At 60.4% G+C, this 14819-nt stretch carries 12 protein-coding genes and 4 tRNA genes; 12 read left to right on the top strand and 4 right to left on the bottom strand.

Features of this window, described 5'->3' with window-relative positions; genetic code table 11:
* The first annotated feature begins 87 nt into the window (after positions 1-87).
* Positions 88-318 carry a hypothetical protein gene (locus tag BLU71_RS12100; protein WP_042609416.1) on the top strand — a complete coding sequence of 77 codons (231 nt, stop codon included), beginning with the start codon at positions 88-90 and terminating at the stop codon, positions 316-318.
* Here the strand turns inward: BLU71_RS12100 and BLU71_RS12095 are convergent.
* Both BLU71_RS12095 and BLU71_RS12090 read right to left on the bottom strand, forming a co-directional pair.
* Positions 315-515 carry a hypothetical protein gene (locus tag BLU71_RS12095; RefSeq protein ID WP_016773917.1) on the bottom strand — a complete coding sequence of 67 codons (201 nt, stop codon included), beginning with the start codon at positions 513-515 and terminating at the stop codon, positions 315-317. The two genes, BLU71_RS12100 and BLU71_RS12095, sit on opposite strands and share 4 nt — an antisense overlap.
* 226 nt (positions 516-741) lie before the next feature.
* A complete protein-coding gene (locus tag BLU71_RS12090) occupies positions 742-1938 on the bottom strand; it encodes an amino acid aminotransferase (protein WP_083353170.1) in 1197 nt (398 codons plus the stop codon).
* 337 nt (positions 1939-2275) lie between these two features.
* Between BLU71_RS12090 and uvrB the strand changes: the two genes are divergently transcribed.
* The 11 genes from uvrB to BLU71_RS12035 all read left to right on the top strand — a co-directional run bounded on the left by uvrB (position 2276) and on the right by BLU71_RS12035 (position 10457).
* The gene (uvrB, locus tag BLU71_RS12085; RefSeq protein WP_083353169.1) at positions 2276-4291 is read left to right on the top strand and encodes an excinuclease ABC subunit UvrB; all 2016 of its coding nucleotides are present in this window, start codon (positions 2276-2278) and stop codon (positions 4289-4291) included.
* Between the two features lie 215 nt (positions 4292-4506).
* A complete protein-coding gene (gene gltX, locus BLU71_RS12080) occupies positions 4507-5988 on the top strand; it encodes a glutamate--tRNA ligase (RefSeq protein ID WP_016773920.1) in 1482 nt (493 codons plus the stop codon).
* 189 nt (positions 5989-6177) lie between these two features.
* Positions 6178-6253 (top strand) — tRNA-Ala (locus BLU71_RS12075).
* Positions 6254-6332: 79 nt separating this feature from the next.
* Positions 6333-6408: transfer RNA gene (locus tag BLU71_RS12070), tRNA-Glu, on the top strand.
* A gap of 53 nt (positions 6409-6461) precedes the next feature.
* Positions 6462-6537, top strand: a tRNA-Ala gene (locus BLU71_RS12065).
* Positions 6538-6617: 80 nt separating this feature from the next.
* Positions 6618-6693: transfer RNA gene (locus tag BLU71_RS12060), tRNA-Glu, on the top strand.
* 182 nt (positions 6694-6875) lie between these two features.
* Entirely contained in the window at positions 6876-7415 is a 540-nt protein-coding gene (locus BLU71_RS12055; RefSeq protein ID WP_039762033.1) for a TetR/AcrR family transcriptional regulator, read from the top strand.
* Positions 7416-7445: 30 nt separating this feature from the next.
* Positions 7446-8279, top strand: a complete 834-nt coding sequence (locus BLU71_RS12050) for an alpha/beta fold hydrolase (protein WP_064363914.1) — start codon at positions 7446-7448, stop codon at positions 8277-8279.
* Positions 8280-8325: 46 nt separating this feature from the next.
* A complete protein-coding gene (locus BLU71_RS12045; RefSeq protein WP_042609420.1) occupies positions 8326-8775 on the top strand; it encodes an acyl-CoA thioesterase in 450 nt (149 codons plus the stop codon).
* Between the two features lie 159 nt (positions 8776-8934).
* Positions 8935-9894 carry a tRNA dihydrouridine synthase gene (locus BLU71_RS12040; protein WP_064363915.1) on the top strand — a complete coding sequence of 320 codons (960 nt, stop codon included), beginning with the start codon at positions 8935-8937 and terminating at the stop codon, positions 9892-9894.
* 119 nt (positions 9895-10013) lie between these two features.
* Positions 10014-10457 carry an Hsp20 family protein gene (locus BLU71_RS12035; protein ID WP_042609422.1) on the top strand — a complete coding sequence of 148 codons (444 nt, stop codon included), beginning with the start codon at positions 10014-10016 and terminating at the stop codon, positions 10455-10457.
* Positions 10458-10506: 49 nt separating this feature from the next.
* On the opposite strand, the gene BLU71_RS12030 is transcribed toward BLU71_RS12035, so the two are convergent.
* Both BLU71_RS12030 and BLU71_RS12025 read right to left on the bottom strand, forming a co-directional pair.
* Entirely contained in the window at positions 10507-13785 is a 3279-nt protein-coding gene (locus tag BLU71_RS12030) for a PAS domain S-box protein (protein WP_064363916.1), read from the bottom strand.
* A gap of 64 nt (positions 13786-13849) precedes the next feature.
* Positions 13850-14740: a LysR family transcriptional regulator gene (locus BLU71_RS12025; RefSeq protein WP_042609424.1), complete on the bottom strand. Its 891-nt coding sequence runs from the start codon at positions 14738-14740 to the stop codon at positions 13850-13852.
* Between the last annotated feature and the right edge of the window lie 79 nt (positions 14741-14819).

Here is a 14819-nt window from a genome sequence, read left to right as displayed (position 1 = left end):
CCCGGAAGTGGTCACACGCGCTGCCGGCCATTCGCCGCATAGGTACGCGCCAATGATTCAAATCACTCGCAACACCGAGGTGCTCGCATGAGTACCGCACAGATCAGCCTGCCCAAAGGCATCGGCCCGCACGCCGAGAAACTTTTCGATGCCATCACCGGCGCCAGCACCGCCGAAGAATTGAATCGCGCCGGCGGCAAGGCCGAGGGTTTCGTGCTCGGCCTCGAAAGCAGCAAGGCCATCAAGAGCCAGATCGCCGAATCCCTGTATGTGATTTACGACGACGCCGCCGCTCAGCGCTCGGCCGAACTGGCTTAACTGCCGAAGGTGATCGTGCCGAGCATCAGCTTGGCATAGGCTGCCGTCGCCGCCAGTTGCACCAGCCACAGGGCCAGGCCGCCGAGGAATACCCCGGTGGCCACTTGCAGCACCAGGCTCTTTTCACGCTTGGCCGGGGCGCGCGGGATGAAATCATCCAGATCGTCACGGTCGGCGCGCAGGTTGTCGTTTTTCATGTGGGTTCTCTTCGAAAAGCTCGGGTGTACACAAAACCTGTAGGAGTGAGCCTGCTCGCGATAGCGTCGTGTCAGCCGAAGCTTCATACCTGACACACCGCAATCGCGAGCAGGCTCACTCTTACAGTCTGATTTGTGTGCAGTCTAGAGGGTGTGGACATCATTCCGGGACAAATAAAAACGGGAAGCCGTTCAAGGCTTCCCGTTTTTTGATCACGCGGCGAAATCAGATGACCTGCACGATCGCGTCCGTCACAGCCTTGATATTGCTCTGGTTCAGTGCGGCCACGCAGATGCGGCCAGTGTCCAGGGCGTAGATGCCGAACTCGTTACGCAGGCGATGCACCTGTTCGGTGGTCAGGCCGGAGTAGGAGAACATGCCGCGTTGACGACCGACGAAGCTGAAATCGCGGCCCGGGGCTTTCTCTGCCAGCAGGGCAACCATCTGCTCGCGCATGCCGCGAATGCGCAGACGCATCTCCGCGAGTTCAGCTTCCCACTGTGCACGCAGTTCCGGACTGTTCAGTACAGCCGCAACGATGCTGGCGCCGTGGGTCGGCGGGTTGGAGTAGTTGGTGCGGATCACGCGTTTGACCTGCGACAGCACGCGCGCGCTTTCTTCTTTCGATTCGCTGATGATTGACAGTGCGCCAACACGTTCGCCGTACAGCGAGAACGACTTGGAGAACGAGCTCGAGACGAAGAAGGTCAGACCGGATTCGGCGAACAGGCGCACAGCGCCGGCGTCTTCATCGATGCCGTCGCCGAAACCTTGGTAAGCCATATCGAGGAACGGTACGTGTCCCTTGGCCTTGACCACGTCCAGCACGTTTTTCCAGTCCGTTGGGGTCAGGTCGACGCCGGTCGGGTTGTGGCAGCAAGCGTGCAGGACGACGATCGAGCCGTTGGGCAGGGCGTTGAGGTCGTCGAGCATGCCGGCGCGGTTCACGTCGTGGGTGGCAGCGTCGTAATAACGGTAGTTCTGCACCGGGAAACCAGCGGTTTCGAACAGCGCGCGGTGGTTTTCCCAGCTTGGATCGCTGATCGCCACGACAGCGTTTGGCAGCAGTTGCTTGAGGAAGTCGGCACCGATTTTCAGTGCGCCAGTCCCGCCGACCGCCTGGGTCGTGATGACGCGACCGGAGCTGATCAGCGGCGAGTCGTTGCCGAACAGCAGTTTTTGCACGGCCTGGTCGTAGGCAGCGATGCCATCGATCGGCAGGTAACCGCGCGAAGCGTGTTGAGCGACGCGAATCGTCTCGGCTTCGATCACCGCGCGCAGCAGTGGAATTCGCCCCTCTTCGTTGCAGTACACGCCCACGCCCAGGTTGACCTTGGTGGTCCGGGTATCGGCGTTGAATGCTTCGTTGAGGCCCAGGATTGGATCGCGGGGTGCCATTTCGACAGCGGAGAACAGGCTCATTATTACGGCGGCTCTGAATGGAGAGTGGAGGGACGTGTCGCGCTCCAGCCGAATGCACTAGAGCGGTGCACAAACGGGGAGCTAGTATAGAGGCCATCACCGCGCGATGGCGACAGGCGAATCGGCTTTTGCGGTAAGTTTTTCCGATTATTTCTTGACCGTTAGTCGATTGACTTTGTCAGAGTCTTTACCGGATGTAGGACGTTTGCCTTGAAAGGTCAGGCAATCGCCACCACATTAAGCACAATCCAGGTTTTTTCTTGCGCGACATCGGTCGTTTGCGGTCGTCCTCGTGGTGCTCCGTCTGACGCGGAACGCCACGATTCCAGAGGTGTGTATGTCGGAATTCCAGCTAGTCACCCGCTTCGAGCCTGCCGGCGATCAGCCGGAAGCCATTCGCCAGTTGGTTGAGGGCATTGATGCCGGGCTGGCGCACCAGACACTGCTCGGTGTGACCGGCTCGGGCAAGACCTTCAGCATCGCCAACGTCATCTCGCAGGTACAGCGTCCGACGCTGGTGCTGGCGCCGAACAAGACCCTGGCCGCGCAGCTGTACGGGGAGTTCAAGGCGTTCTTCCCGAACAACGCGGTGGAATATTTCGTTTCCTACTACGACTACTATCAGCCCGAAGCGTATGTGCCGTCGTCCGACACCTTCATCGAGAAGGATGCGTCGATCAACGACCACATCGAGCAGATGCGGCTGTCCGCGACCAAAGCGTTGCTGGAGCGCAAGGACGCGATCATCGTCACCACGGTGTCGTGCATCTATGGTCTGGGCAGCCCGGAAACCTATCTGAAAATGGTCTTGCACGTTGATCGTGGCGACAAGCTCGATCAGCGTGCGCTGCTGCGGCGCCTGGCGGATCTGCAATACACCCGCAACGACATGGATTTCGCCCGGGCGACGTTCCGCGTGCGTGGCGACGTCATCGATATCTTCCCGGCGGAATCCGATCTGGAAGCGATCCGCATCGAGCTGTTCGATGACGAGGTCGAGAGCATTTCCGCGTTCGATCCGCTGACCGGCGAAGTCATTCGCAAGATGCCGCGCTTCACCTTTTATCCGAAGAGTCACTACGTGACACCTCGTGAAACCCTGCTCGACGCCATCGAAGGCATCAAGGTCGAACTGCAGGAGCGTCTCGAATACTTGCGCAGCAACAACAAATTGGTAGAGGCCCAGCGCCTGGAGCAGCGTACCCGTTTCGACCTCGAGATGATTCTCGAACTGGGTTACTGCAACGGCATCGAGAACTACTCGCGCTACCTGTCCGGGCGGCCATCCGGCGCGGCGCCACCCACGCTTTACGACTACTTGCCCGCCGATGCGCTGTTGGTAATCGACGAATCTCACGTCAGCGTGCCGCAGGTTGGCGCGATGTATAAGGGCGACCGTTCGCGCAAGGAAACCCTGGTCGAGTACGGTTTCCGCCTGCCATCGGCGCTGGACAACCGGCCAATGCGTTTCGACGAGTGGGAAGGGGTCAGCCCGCAAACCATTTTCGTATCCGCAACCCCCGGCAACTACGAAGCCGAGCACGCCGGGCGCGTGGTCGAGCAGGTGGTACGGCCGACCGGTCTGGTCGACCCGCAGGTTGAAGTGCGGCCGGCGCTGACCCAGGTCGACGACTTGCTCTCGGAAATCACCAAGCGTGTGGCGATCGAAGAGCGCGTGCTGGTCACCACGCTGACCAAGCGCATGGCCGAAGACTTGACTGATTACCTCGCCGACCACGGCGTGCGCGTGCGTTACCTGCACTCGGACATCGACACTGTCGAACGCGTCGAGATCATCCGCGATTTGCGCCTTGGCGTGTTCGATGTGCTGGTCGGCATCAACCTGCTACGTGAAGGCCTCGACATGCCGGAAGTGTCGCTGGTAGCGATTCTCGATGCCGACAAGGAAGGCTTCCTGCGTTCCGAGCGCTCACTGATCCAGACCATCGGCCGCGCGGCGCGTAACCTCAATGGCCGGGCGATTCTCTACGCTGATCGCATGACCGGGTCGATGGAACGGGCGATTGGCGAGACCGAGCGCCGTCGTGAGAGGCAGATCGCCTTCAACCTGGAAAACGGCATTACTCCGAAAGGCGTGTTCAAGGACGTCGCCGACATCATGGAAGGCGCCACGGTACCGGGCTCGCGCAGCAAGAAGCGCAAAGGCATGGCCAAGGCCGCCGAAGAGAACGCCAAGTACGAAGCCGAACTGCGCTCGCCCAGCGAAATCACCAAACGCATCCGCGCACTGGAAGAGAAGATGTATCAGTTGGCACGGGATCTGGAGTTCGAAGCGGCGGCGCAGATGCGCGACGAGATTGCCAAACTGCGCGAACGATTGCTCACCGTTTGATTGTCATCGCCTGACCGGCCTCTTCCCGAGCAGGCTCGCTCCCACAGAGCAATTGCCTGTCCCTGTGGGAGCGAGCCTGCTCGCGAATGGCCTTCACACAATCGCAAGGCCTTGGGGCATCTGGCTTAAATACCCTGCCCGCTGGAGCGGGGCCGGTGTCGCCTGTTACCATTCGCCGCTTGATTGTTCTGCTCTTCATTTTTTCGAGACATGCCATGACCACCGTCCGCACTCGCATCGCGCCATCGCCTACCGGGGACCCCCACGTAGGTACCGCTTACATCGCATTGTTCAACTACTGCTTTGCCAAGCAGCACGGCGGTGAATTCATCCTGCGCATCGAAGACACCGATCAGTTGCGCTCGACCCGCGAGTCCGAACAGCAGATCTTCGACGCCCTGCGCTGGCTTGGCATCGACTGGAGCGAAGGCCCGGATGTCGGCGGCCCGCACGGCCCATACCGGCAGAGCGAGCGCGGCGATATCTATCAGAAGTACTGCCAGCAACTGGTCGACATGGGCCATGCGTTCCCGTGCTTCTGCACCGCTGAAGAACTCGATCAGATGCGCGCCGAGCAAATGGCTCGCGGCGAAACCCCGCGCTACGACGGCCGCGCACTGCTGCTGTCGAAAGAAGAAGTCGCCGCGCGCCTGGCCGCTGGCGAACCGCACGTGATCCGCATGAAAGTGCCGAGCGAAGGCGTCTGCGTGGTGCCGGACATGCTCCGTGGCGACGTCGAGATCCCGTGGGATCGCATGGACATGCAAGTGCTGATGAAGACCGATGGCCTGCCGACGTACTTCCTCGCCAACGTCGTCGATGACCATCTGATGGGCATCACCCACGTCCTGCGTGGCGAAGAATGGCTGCCATCGGCGCCAAAACTGATCCTGCTTTATGAATACTTCGGTTGGGAACAACCAGAGCTGTGCTACATGCCGCTGCTGCGTAACCCGGACAAGAGCAAGCTGTCCAAGCGCAAGAACCCGACCTCGGTCACGTTCTACGAGCGCATGGGCTTCATGCCCGAAGCCATGCTCAACTACCTCGGCCGCATGGGCTGGTCGATGCCGGACGAGCGCGAGAAGTTCTCGCTGCAGGAAATGGTCGACAATTTCGATCTCAAGCGCGTTTCCCTCGGCGGGCCGATCTTCGATATCGAGAAATTGTCGTGGCTCAACGGTCAGTGGCTGCGCGATCTGCCGGTGGAAGAGTTTGCCGCCCGCGTGCAGAAGTGGGCGTTCAATTCCGAATACATGATGAAAATCGCGCCCCACGTCCAGGGTCGCGTCGAAACCTTCAGCCAGGTCGCACCGCTGGCGGGATTCTTCTTTGCCGGCGGCGTTAACCCGGATGCCAAGCTGTTTGAATCGAAAAAGCTCTCCGGCGATCAGGTTCGCCAGTTGATGCAGCTGATCCTGTGGAAGCTGGAAAGCCTGCGTCAGTGGGAGAAGGACAGCATCACCGCGACGATCCAGGCGGTGGTGGAATCCCTCGAATTGAAACTGCGCGACGCGATGCCGCTGATGTTTGCCGCGATCACCGGCCAGGCCAGTTCGGTGTCGGTGCTTGATGCGATGGAAATCCTTGGCCCGGACCTGACCCGTTTCCGCTTGCGCCAGGCGATTGACCTGCTGGGTGGCGTGTCGAAGAAAGAAAACAAAGAGTGGGAAAAGCTTCTGGGCGCCATCGCTTGATTGCTTTTGCTTCTCTGTAGGAGCTGCCGAAGGCTGCGATCTTTTGATCCTGCCTTCGGCGTTTCTCCCGAATTTACGGGGGAGGGCGGTAAGTGATTGTTATCCCGACAAAAAATTTTGAAATTTTTCAAAAATAAGTTTGACAGGCTTTCGATACGCCCTTAAGATTCGCCCCGTCCTCAGCGATGAGGGGCTATAGCTCAGCTGGGAGAGCGCTTGCATGGCATGCAAGAGGTCGACGGTTCGATCCCGTCTAGCTCCACCAATTTACACTTCGAGGTCTGGCCACACCGGCCTTGAAGCGATCAACACTCAGCGTTGATCAGTTGTATAGAAGGGTTTGCGTCCCCTTCGTCTAGTGGCCTAGGACACCGCCCTTTCACGGCGGTAACAGGGGTTCGAGTCCCCTAGGGGACGCCAGTTTTACAGAAGTGATGTTGCAAGAGATCACTCCGCCGCGAGGCGAAAAATCCGGGGCTATAGCTCAGCTGGGAGAGCGCCTGCATGGCATGCAGGAGGTCAGCGGTTCGATCCCGCTTAGCTCCACCAATTTTACAGTTCAAGGTCTGGCCACACCGGCCTTGAATCGATCAGCTCTCAGCACTGATCAGTTGTATAGAAGGGTTTGTGTCCCCTTCGTCTAGTGGCCTAGGACACCGCCCTTTCACGGCGGTAACAGGGGTTCGAGTCCCCTAGGGGACGCCACGATTACCCGCTCTGCGGGATTTTATAAGGGTCATTCAATTATTGAATGGCCCTTTTGTTTGTCTGGCGTTTGGCCAACTCTCCATTTTCCTTACACTGTGCTTCAGACCAGCGGTCATATTCATGACTTGCGGAATATTATTATGCGAATAATATTCTAGTCGTAATATTCGGAGGCAACGATGAACGATAAAAAAGCTCAAACCCGCGAACGCATCCTCAAGGCTGCCAGCGCCGCACTGATCCAGCGTGGCCCGGCCGACCCGAGCGTGGGCGAAGTGATGGGCGCAGCCGGCCTGACCGTCGGTGGCTTCTATGCGCACTTCGAAAGCAAGGACGCAATGATGCTCGAAGCGTTCAAGCAGCTGCTGGGCCGGCGTCGCGATCTGATCGCCGACATGGATGCCGACCTGACCGGCGAAGAACGTCGCGCCTTGGTGGCTGCGTTCTACCTGTCGCGCAAACACCGGGATTCCAGCGATGCGGCGTGCCCGATTCCGGCCTCGATTGGCGAACTGGGGCGTTTGCCGGAATCGTTCCGCATTGCGCTGAACGAGCATCTGGAGCTGATGGTGGCGCAACTGGCTGCCAGTCCTGAAGACACCGACAAGGCCCTGGCCGATGTCGCGCTGATGGTAGGTGGTCTGGCTCTGGCAAGAGCGCTGGGTCCGGGAGAGTTATCCGATCGATTGCTGCGCGCTGCCAAGTCGGCGGTGCGTTGACCTGAAGGCAACAAGCCTGAGGAGAGTGCGATGAACGCGTTGAAGTGGGTTCGTGGCGTTAACGGTACCTTGGGCTGGTTTGCACCGAAACTGGTGGCGAGCAAAATGCGCCTGGCGTTCATGACGCCCCGCGCGCTTCCGCTGCGGGACTGGGAGCTGCCGCTGCTGGCGAGTTCCGAGCGCATCACTTTGCGCTTCGGCCTGTCGGCGCTGCGTTGGGGGCAAGGCCCTACGGTGTTGCTCATGCATGGTTGGGAAGGGCGGCCCACGCAGTTCGCTTCGCTGATCAAAGCGCTGGTCGACGCCGGTTATACCGTCGTCGCACTCGACGGCCCGGCCCATGGTCGTTCGCCCGGGCGCGAAGCCAACGTGGTGCTGTTCGCCCGCGCCATGCTTGAAGCCGCTGCCGAGTTGCCGCCGCTGCAAGCGGTGATCGGTCACTCCATGGGTGGCGCCAGCGCGATGCTCGCTGTGCAATTGGGGTTGCGCACCGAAACCCTGGTCAGCATCGCCGCACCGTCGCGCATTCTCGGCGTACTGCGCGGATTCGCGCGCATGGTCGGCATGCCGCCGCGTGCGCGCTCGGCGTTCATTCGTCAGGTCGAGCAGGACGTCGGCATGCGCGCCGCAACGCTTGACGTTGCCCACTATCAACTGGATATGCCCGGCCTGATCGTGCACGCCGAGGACGATAACTTCGTCTCGGTCAAGGAATCGCAACTGATTCACGAGGCCTGGTTCGACAGCCGTCTGCTGCGCCTGGAGAGTGGTGGTCATCAACGGGTGCTGGCCGACCCTCGAGTGATTGATGGCGTGTTATCACTGCTCGCCGGTCGCAGCCTTCAGGCGCGCCAATCGGCCTGAGCTCCGTTACACTGCCCCGGTTGAAAACTTTGACCGGGAGTGGGGCATGGGCTGGGATCGGGCAACGCCGTTTACCATTGATCTGCAAGTAGGCGCCGAGGACATTGACGGGCTCGGGCACGCCAATAACGCCGTGTACGTGACCTGGCTTGAACGCTGCGCCTGGCGCCACTCGCAGCGCCTCGGCCTGGACCTGGTCGAATACCGGCGACTGGATCGGGCGATGGCTGTCGTCCGCCACGAAATCGATTACCTGGCCGCGGCCTATGAGGGTGATGAACTGCAACTGGCGACCTGGATCGTCGATTGGGATCAGCGCCTGAAAATGACCCGGCATTTCCAGCTCAAACGCCCCAGCGACAACGCCACCCTGTTGCGCGCGCAGACCACGTTCGTCTGCATCGAGCTGTCGACCGGCAAGCCCAAGCGGATGCCGGCCGAGTTCATCGAAGGTTACGGCCCGGCGATCCATATCCCGGAATCTGCTCAAATCTAACCTGTAGGAGTGAGCCTGCTCGCGATGGCGGTGTATCCGCCACGTATGCATCGCCTGGCACACCGCTATCGCGAGCAGGCTCACTCCTACAAGGGATCTGCGGTTTTGCGCGTAATCCAGTAAACTGCCGCACGTTTTTTCCTCAAGTAGTGTTTCCCCATGCAAATTGCTCTGGCGCCCATGGAGGGGTTGGTCGACGACATCCTGCGCGACGTGCTGACCCGCGTTGGCGGCATCGATTGGTGCGTGACCGAATTCATTCGGGTCAACGACCAGTTGCTCACCCCGGCGTACTTCCACAAGTTCGGCCCCGAGCTGCTCAACGGCGCCCGCACCGCGTCTGGCGTGCCGCTGCGCGTGCAGTTGCTTGGTTCCGATCCGGTGTGCCTGGCGGAAAACGCCGCGCTGGCCTGCGAACTCGGTTCTGAAGTGATCGACCTCAACTTCGGCTGCCCGGCCAAGACCGTCAACAAATCCCGCGGCGGTGCCGTGCTGCTGAAAGAGCCGGAGCTGCTCAATCAGATCGTCGAGCACGTGCGTCGTGCCGTACCGGCGCACATCCCGGTCACGGCAAAAATGCGCCTGGGTTTCGACAGTCCTGACGGTTCGCTGGTCTGCGCCACGGCGCTGGCCGAAGGCGGGGCGGAGCACATCGTCGTACATGCGCGGACGAAAATGGACGGCTACAAACCGCCGGCACATTGGGAGTGGATCCCGCGCGTACAAGACGTGGTCAAAGTGCCGGTGTTCGCCAACGGTGATATCTGGAGCGTCGAAGACTGGCGCCGTTGCCGCGAAATCAGTGGCGTCGAAGACATCATGCTCGGTCGTGGTCTGGTCTCCCGCCCGGATCTGGCCCGGCAGATCGCTGCCGCCCGCGCCGGCGAAGAAGTCGTCGAGATGACCTGGGCCGAGCTGATGCCGCTGATTCAGGACTTCTGGCTGCAGGCCAAAGCGCAGATGACCGCGCGCCAATCGCCCGGTCGCCTCAAGCAATGGCTGGCCATGCTGACGCGCAACTACCCGGAAGCCGCCGAGCTTTTCACCGTTCTGCGCCGCGAAACCGAGCCTGATCACGTCTCGCATTTGCTCGGATTGCCGCTCGTCGAGGCCGCGTAAAAAATCTGAAAATAATCTCTTGAAATCAAAACAGCGGTCCCTATCTAAGGGGTACGCGATGCCGAATTCGGGTCGCGGAGACACAAAACCTTGCTGATTGTTTTCAGGAGATTTGAATCATGAGTACTGCATTTTCCCTCGCGCCACTGTTCCGTTCCTCGGTAGGTTTCGACCGTTTCAACGACCTGTTCGAAACCGCGCTGCGTAACGAGCCAGGCAGCAGCTACCCACCCTACAACGTCGAAAAACACGGTGATGACCAATACCGCATCGTCGTTGCGGCCGCCGGTTTCCAGGAAGAAGACCTGGACCTGCAAGTCGAGAAGGGTGTGCTGACTATCAGTGGCGGCAAGCGCGACACCGACGAGAACGTCACGTTCTTGCACCAGGGCATCGCTCAGCGGGCCTTCAAGCTGTCGTTCCGTCTGGCCGATCACATCGAGATCAAGGACGCTGCCCTGCGCAACGGCCTGTTGAGCATCGACCTGCTCCGTGTGATCCCGGAAGAAGCGAAAGCCAAGCGCATCCCGATCAATGGAGCGCAACAGCCTGTCCTGCAATAACGTCGGGCAACAAAAAGGGCGCTAGTGATGGCGCCCTTTTTTGTGTCCGCTATTCGAGCAGTTTTTTCAGATCCTCCAACCCCACCGGCCGGCTGTGCAGATAGCCCTGATACAAATGGCAGTCCAGCCCCTGCAAAAACGCCAGTTGGGCCGACGTCTCCACGCCTTCGGCAATGACTTCCAGCTCGAGGCTGCGGGCCATCGCGACAATTGCGCGAATGATCTCCGCGACATTGGAGTCGGTGGTCGCATCGCGGATGAACGACTGATCGATTTTCAGCGTGTCGACCGGCAGGCGTTTCAGGTACGTCAGCGATGAATAACCGGTGCCGAAATCGTCCATGGCGAAGCTCACGCCAAGTTTTTTCAAGCGGCGCATTTTGCTGATGGTGTCGTCCAGATTCTGGATGACGATGCCTTCGGTGATTTCCAGTTTCAGCAGCGAACACGGCAGGCCGTGGCTGGTCATGCTGTGTTCGATGCGTTCGACGAAATCGTTCTGGCGGAACTGCCGCGGGCTGATGTTCACGCACAGGCTGAAGTTGAACGGGTCGACGAGTTTCAGCGCGATCAGTTGTTTGAAGGCGTTGCAGGCTTCATCGAGAATCCAGGTGCCGACTTCAAGGATCAGGCCGCTGTCTTCCAGCACCTTGATGAACTCGGTGGGCGATTGCGCGCCGAGTTCGGGATGGTTCCAGCGCACCAGGGCTTCGGCGCCGATGATGCGGTTGTCGCGGGCATCGACTTGCGGCTGGAAGTGCACGTTGAACTCGCCGCGGGACAGCGCCAGACGCAGGTCGGTCTCCATGCGCAGGCGTTCGCTGGCCGCTTTCTGCATGGTGTTGTGGTACATCTGCGTGGTGTTACGCCCGGAATCCTTGGCTCGGTACAGGGCAATGTCGGCGCGTTTGAGCAGGTCGGTCGGGGTCGAGCCGTGATCGGGAATCAATGCCACGCCGATGCTCGGCGTCACTTGCAGGCGTTGGCCGTCGAGGAACATCGGCTCCGAGAGCAGTTCGCGAATGGTGTCGGCCAGCGCGCGCACTTGCTCGCTGACTTCACTGCGCGAACCTTCGAGGCCGCTGAGCAACACCACGAATTCGTCGCCACCGAGGCGCGCCACGGTGTCTTCCATGCGCACGCTGGCTTCGAGCCGTGCGGTGATGATTTTCAGCACGGTGTCGCCGACCGGGTGGCCGAGGGAATCGTTGATGTGCTTGAAATGATCGAGATCGAGAAACAGCAAGGCGCCACGCAGATTGTGGCGCTTGAGCAGGGCGATCTGCTGACTCAGGCGATCCATCAGCAGCGCGCGGTTGGGCAGGTTGGTCAGCGGGTCGTGATAGGCCAAATGACGGATCTGCGCTTCGGCGTTCTTCAGCAGGCTGACGTCGCGCGCCGTAAGCAGCAGGCACGCGGTTTCGTTAAGGGTGATCGGTTCGACCGAAACCTCTACCGTGAGCAATTCGCCGCGCTTGTTGCGCCCGAGCATTTCCTGATGATGCACGCGACCCTTGATCTGCAGTTCGGCAAGTAAGGTCGAGCGCTGCTTCTCTTCGGCCCAGATCCCCACTTGATAAACGGTTTTGCCCACCACTTCGTCGGCGCGATAGCCGGTGAGGCGACAGAAGCCGTCGTTGACCTCCAGATAACGCCCGGTGTCGCGCTCGGTGATGGTGATGGCGTCGGGGCTGGAGTGAAATGCCTTGGCGAACTTTTCTTCACTGGCCTTCAGCGCCGCTTCCGAGCGCTGTTGTTGGGTGATGTCACGCAGGGTGGTGACGATGCACGGCTGATCGCCGACGCTGATCTGCCGGCTGGAAATCACGCAGGTCAGCGACTGGCCGTCCTTGTGCTGAACCAGAATCGCCACGTTGCTCAGGCCTTGTTCGCGAATCACCCGTTCGATGCGTTGCAGGCTTTTGGCCGAGGCGTCCCACAGGCCGATTTCTTCGGCAGTGTGGCCGATGACGTCGGCGGCGCTCCAGCCAAAGGTCTGGCTGAAGCTGGAGTTGATCTCGATGAACTCCCCGGTTTCCTGGCGTGTGACGCAGATCGGATCAGGGCTGACCTGAAACAGTGTGGCGAATTTCTCTTCCGAAGCCACCAGGCGCTGTTCGCGCTCGACCTGATCGGTGATGTCCAGCAGCGTGCCGGCCATGCGCAGCGGCGCGCCGTTGTCGTCGCGGTAGAGGCGGGCGCGGCTTTCCAGATAGCGCGAGCTGCCGTCGGGCAATTGCACGCGATAGGTCAGTTGATAATTGCCGGCGGGGCCTTCGCGCAGACTGCGGTAGGCGTCGCGCATGGTGTCGCGTTCCTCACCGGGTACCCCTTCGAAAAACTCCTCGAATGATTCATGGAATGGAATCGGCTCCAGCCCGTGCAATTGCGCGGCGCGCGCCGAGCCGTAGAGCATGCCGCTGGGGATGTGCCAGTCCCAGGTGCCGAGTTGCGCCGAGTCCAGCGCCAGGTCGAGGCGTTCCTGGCTGTCCTTCAAGGCCAGTTCGGCGGCTTTGCGTTCAGTGGTGTCGAGGAACGTGCTGAGCAGATAGGGCTGGCCTTCGAGCTCGACCTTCTGCGCGCTGAGGATGCCGTCGTGGACCTGGCCGTTGCTGGCGCGGAACTGCACTTCCATGCTGATCAGTTCGCCCTTGGCCTTGGTTTTTTTCACCAGTTCGGCACGTTGCTCGGGATGCACCCACAAGCCCAGTTCCAGCGTGGTGCGGCCGATGGCGCTTTGCACCGGCCAGCCGAACAGACTTTCGAAATACTGATTGGCCTCACTGATCAGACCGTCCTCCTGACGGGTCAGCAGAACCATGTTCGGGCACAGATGGAAAAGTGTAGCGAAACGTTTCTCGGAGCTGCTCAGGGCCTGCTCGCGTTGGCGTTGGTGGGTGATTTCGCGAATCACCCCGATCATTCGGGGCCGGCCGTTCTTGTCCGGCAACAGGCTGCCGCTGATTTCCAGCCAATGCAGACTGCCGTCGGGCCAGCGAATGCGGTGATGCATCGCCTGTTCCAGCGGGGCGCCGGCGATCACCGCGTGGAAGGCGCGCACGGTTTTCGCGCGGTCTTCCGGCGGCAACAGGTCGAGGTATTCCAGATCGGCGGGTAATGGCTGCCGTGGATCAAACCCGAACAATGCCTGAGTGCCCCGCGACCAGCTGATCTGCCCACGCTCGATGTCCCAATACCAGGCACCGAGCCGCGCGCCGTTGAGCGCGGCGAGCAATTGCGGCGCGCTTTCCCAGCTCTGCTCGGAATGGCGCGGATCAACAGCCTGGATTCGCGGCATCGGCGGAATTCGGTCAACAGATTTCGGCATTGTCAGCGGGCCTTGAGCTGAGTGGCGTTAGGCACAGGGGGCGGCTCTATAGGATTAGCACAAGTCAGGCCGGAGTCCCTGGCCGATCGATTTGTGCATCCAGCAGGGCCATGAAGGCTCTTGCTGCATTCGATAGCGTCCGTTCGGTGTGCAAGATATAGCCTAGCTGGCGAGTGAGCTGTATGCCCGGCAATGCGATGCTTGCCACTTGCTCGTCGAGCATGGTGCGCGGCAGCACGCTCCAGGCCAGGCCGATGGAGACCATCATCTTGATGGTTTCCAGGTAGTTGGTGCTCATGGCGATGTTCGGCGTCAGGCCCTGGGCTTCGAACAAACGCTGGACGATGTGATGGGTAAACGTATTGCCGCCGGGGAAAACCGCCGGATGGCCGGCAATGTCCGCCAGGCTGACGGCGCCGTTGTTGATCAGCGAGTGCTCCGGGGCCACGACGAAATCCAGCGGGTCGTCCCACACCGGCGTGGCTTTGACCAGGGTGTGCGGCTCCGGCGCCAGGGTGATGACCGCCAGTTCCGCGCGGCCGTGGAGAATTTCCTCGTAGGCCACTTCCGAATCCAGGAACTGAATATCCAGCGCAACCTGTGGGTAGCGGCGAGTGAACTCCCTTAATAGAGGAGGCAAGCGGTGCAGGCCGATGTGGTGACTGGTGGCCAGGGTCAGGCGACCGCTGACTTCCCCGGTCAGGTTGGTCAGGGCGCGGCGGGTGTCGTCGAGCACATTGAGAATCTGATAGGCCCGTGGCAGCAGGGCGCGGCCAGCCTCGGTCAGGCCGACTTCACGTCCCAGGCGATCGAACAGGCGCACCTTTAATTGCTGCTCAAGCCCGGCGATGCGCTTGCTGATCGCCGGTTGGGTCAGGTGCAGGCGTTCGCCCGCGCCGGAGAAGCTGCCGGTCTCGGCGATGGCAATAAATGCATTGAGGTTAGCCAAGTCCATGTCGCATTCCAGTTGGTTATCCAAAGCATAAAAAATATGAATTTGAGTTATTTAATCTAACCCCATAGGATCGGCCTCA

Origin of the sequence: Pseudomonas moraviensis, assembly GCF_900105805.1 — a bacterium.
Classification (GTDB): domain Bacteria; phylum Pseudomonadota; class Gammaproteobacteria; order Pseudomonadales; family Pseudomonadaceae; genus Aquipseudomonas; species Aquipseudomonas moraviensis_A.
This window is presented reverse-complemented; position numbering and strand designations above follow the sequence as displayed.

Excerpts from the sequence above, each read along its gene's own strand:
- BLU71_RS12100 (WP_042609416.1), top strand. The coding sequence starts at position 88 with ATGAGTACCGCACAGATCAGCCTGCCCAAAGGCATCGGCCCGCACGCC.
- BLU71_RS12095 (WP_016773917.1), bottom strand. The coding sequence starts at position 515 with ATGAAAAACGACAACCTGCGCGCCGACCGTGACGATCTGGATGATTTC.
- BLU71_RS12090 (WP_083353170.1), bottom strand. The coding sequence starts at position 1,938 with ATGAGCCTGTTCTCCGCTGTCGAAATGGCACCCCGCGATCCAATCCTG.
- uvrB (WP_083353169.1), top strand. The coding sequence starts at position 2,276 with ATGTCGGAATTCCAGCTAGTCACCCGCTTCGAGCCTGCCGGCGATCAG.
- gltX (WP_016773920.1), top strand. The coding sequence starts at position 4,507 with ATGACCACCGTCCGCACTCGCATCGCGCCATCGCCTACCGGGGACCCC.
- BLU71_RS12055 (WP_039762033.1), top strand. The coding sequence starts at position 6,876 with ATGAACGATAAAAAAGCTCAAACCCGCGAACGCATCCTCAAGGCTGCC.
- BLU71_RS12050 (WP_064363914.1), top strand. The coding sequence starts at position 7,446 with ATGAACGCGTTGAAGTGGGTTCGTGGCGTTAACGGTACCTTGGGCTGG.
- BLU71_RS12045 (WP_042609420.1), top strand. The coding sequence starts at position 8,326 with ATGGGCTGGGATCGGGCAACGCCGTTTACCATTGATCTGCAAGTAGGC.
- BLU71_RS12040 (WP_064363915.1), top strand. The coding sequence starts at position 8,935 with ATGCAAATTGCTCTGGCGCCCATGGAGGGGTTGGTCGACGACATCCTG.
- BLU71_RS12035 (WP_042609422.1), top strand. The coding sequence starts at position 10,014 with ATGAGTACTGCATTTTCCCTCGCGCCACTGTTCCGTTCCTCGGTAGGT.
- BLU71_RS12030 (WP_064363916.1), bottom strand. The coding sequence starts at position 13,785 with ATGCCGAAATCTGTTGACCGAATTCCGCCGATGCCGCGAATCCAGGCT.
- BLU71_RS12025 (WP_042609424.1), bottom strand. The coding sequence starts at position 14,740 with ATGGACTTGGCTAACCTCAATGCATTTATTGCCATCGCCGAGACCGGC.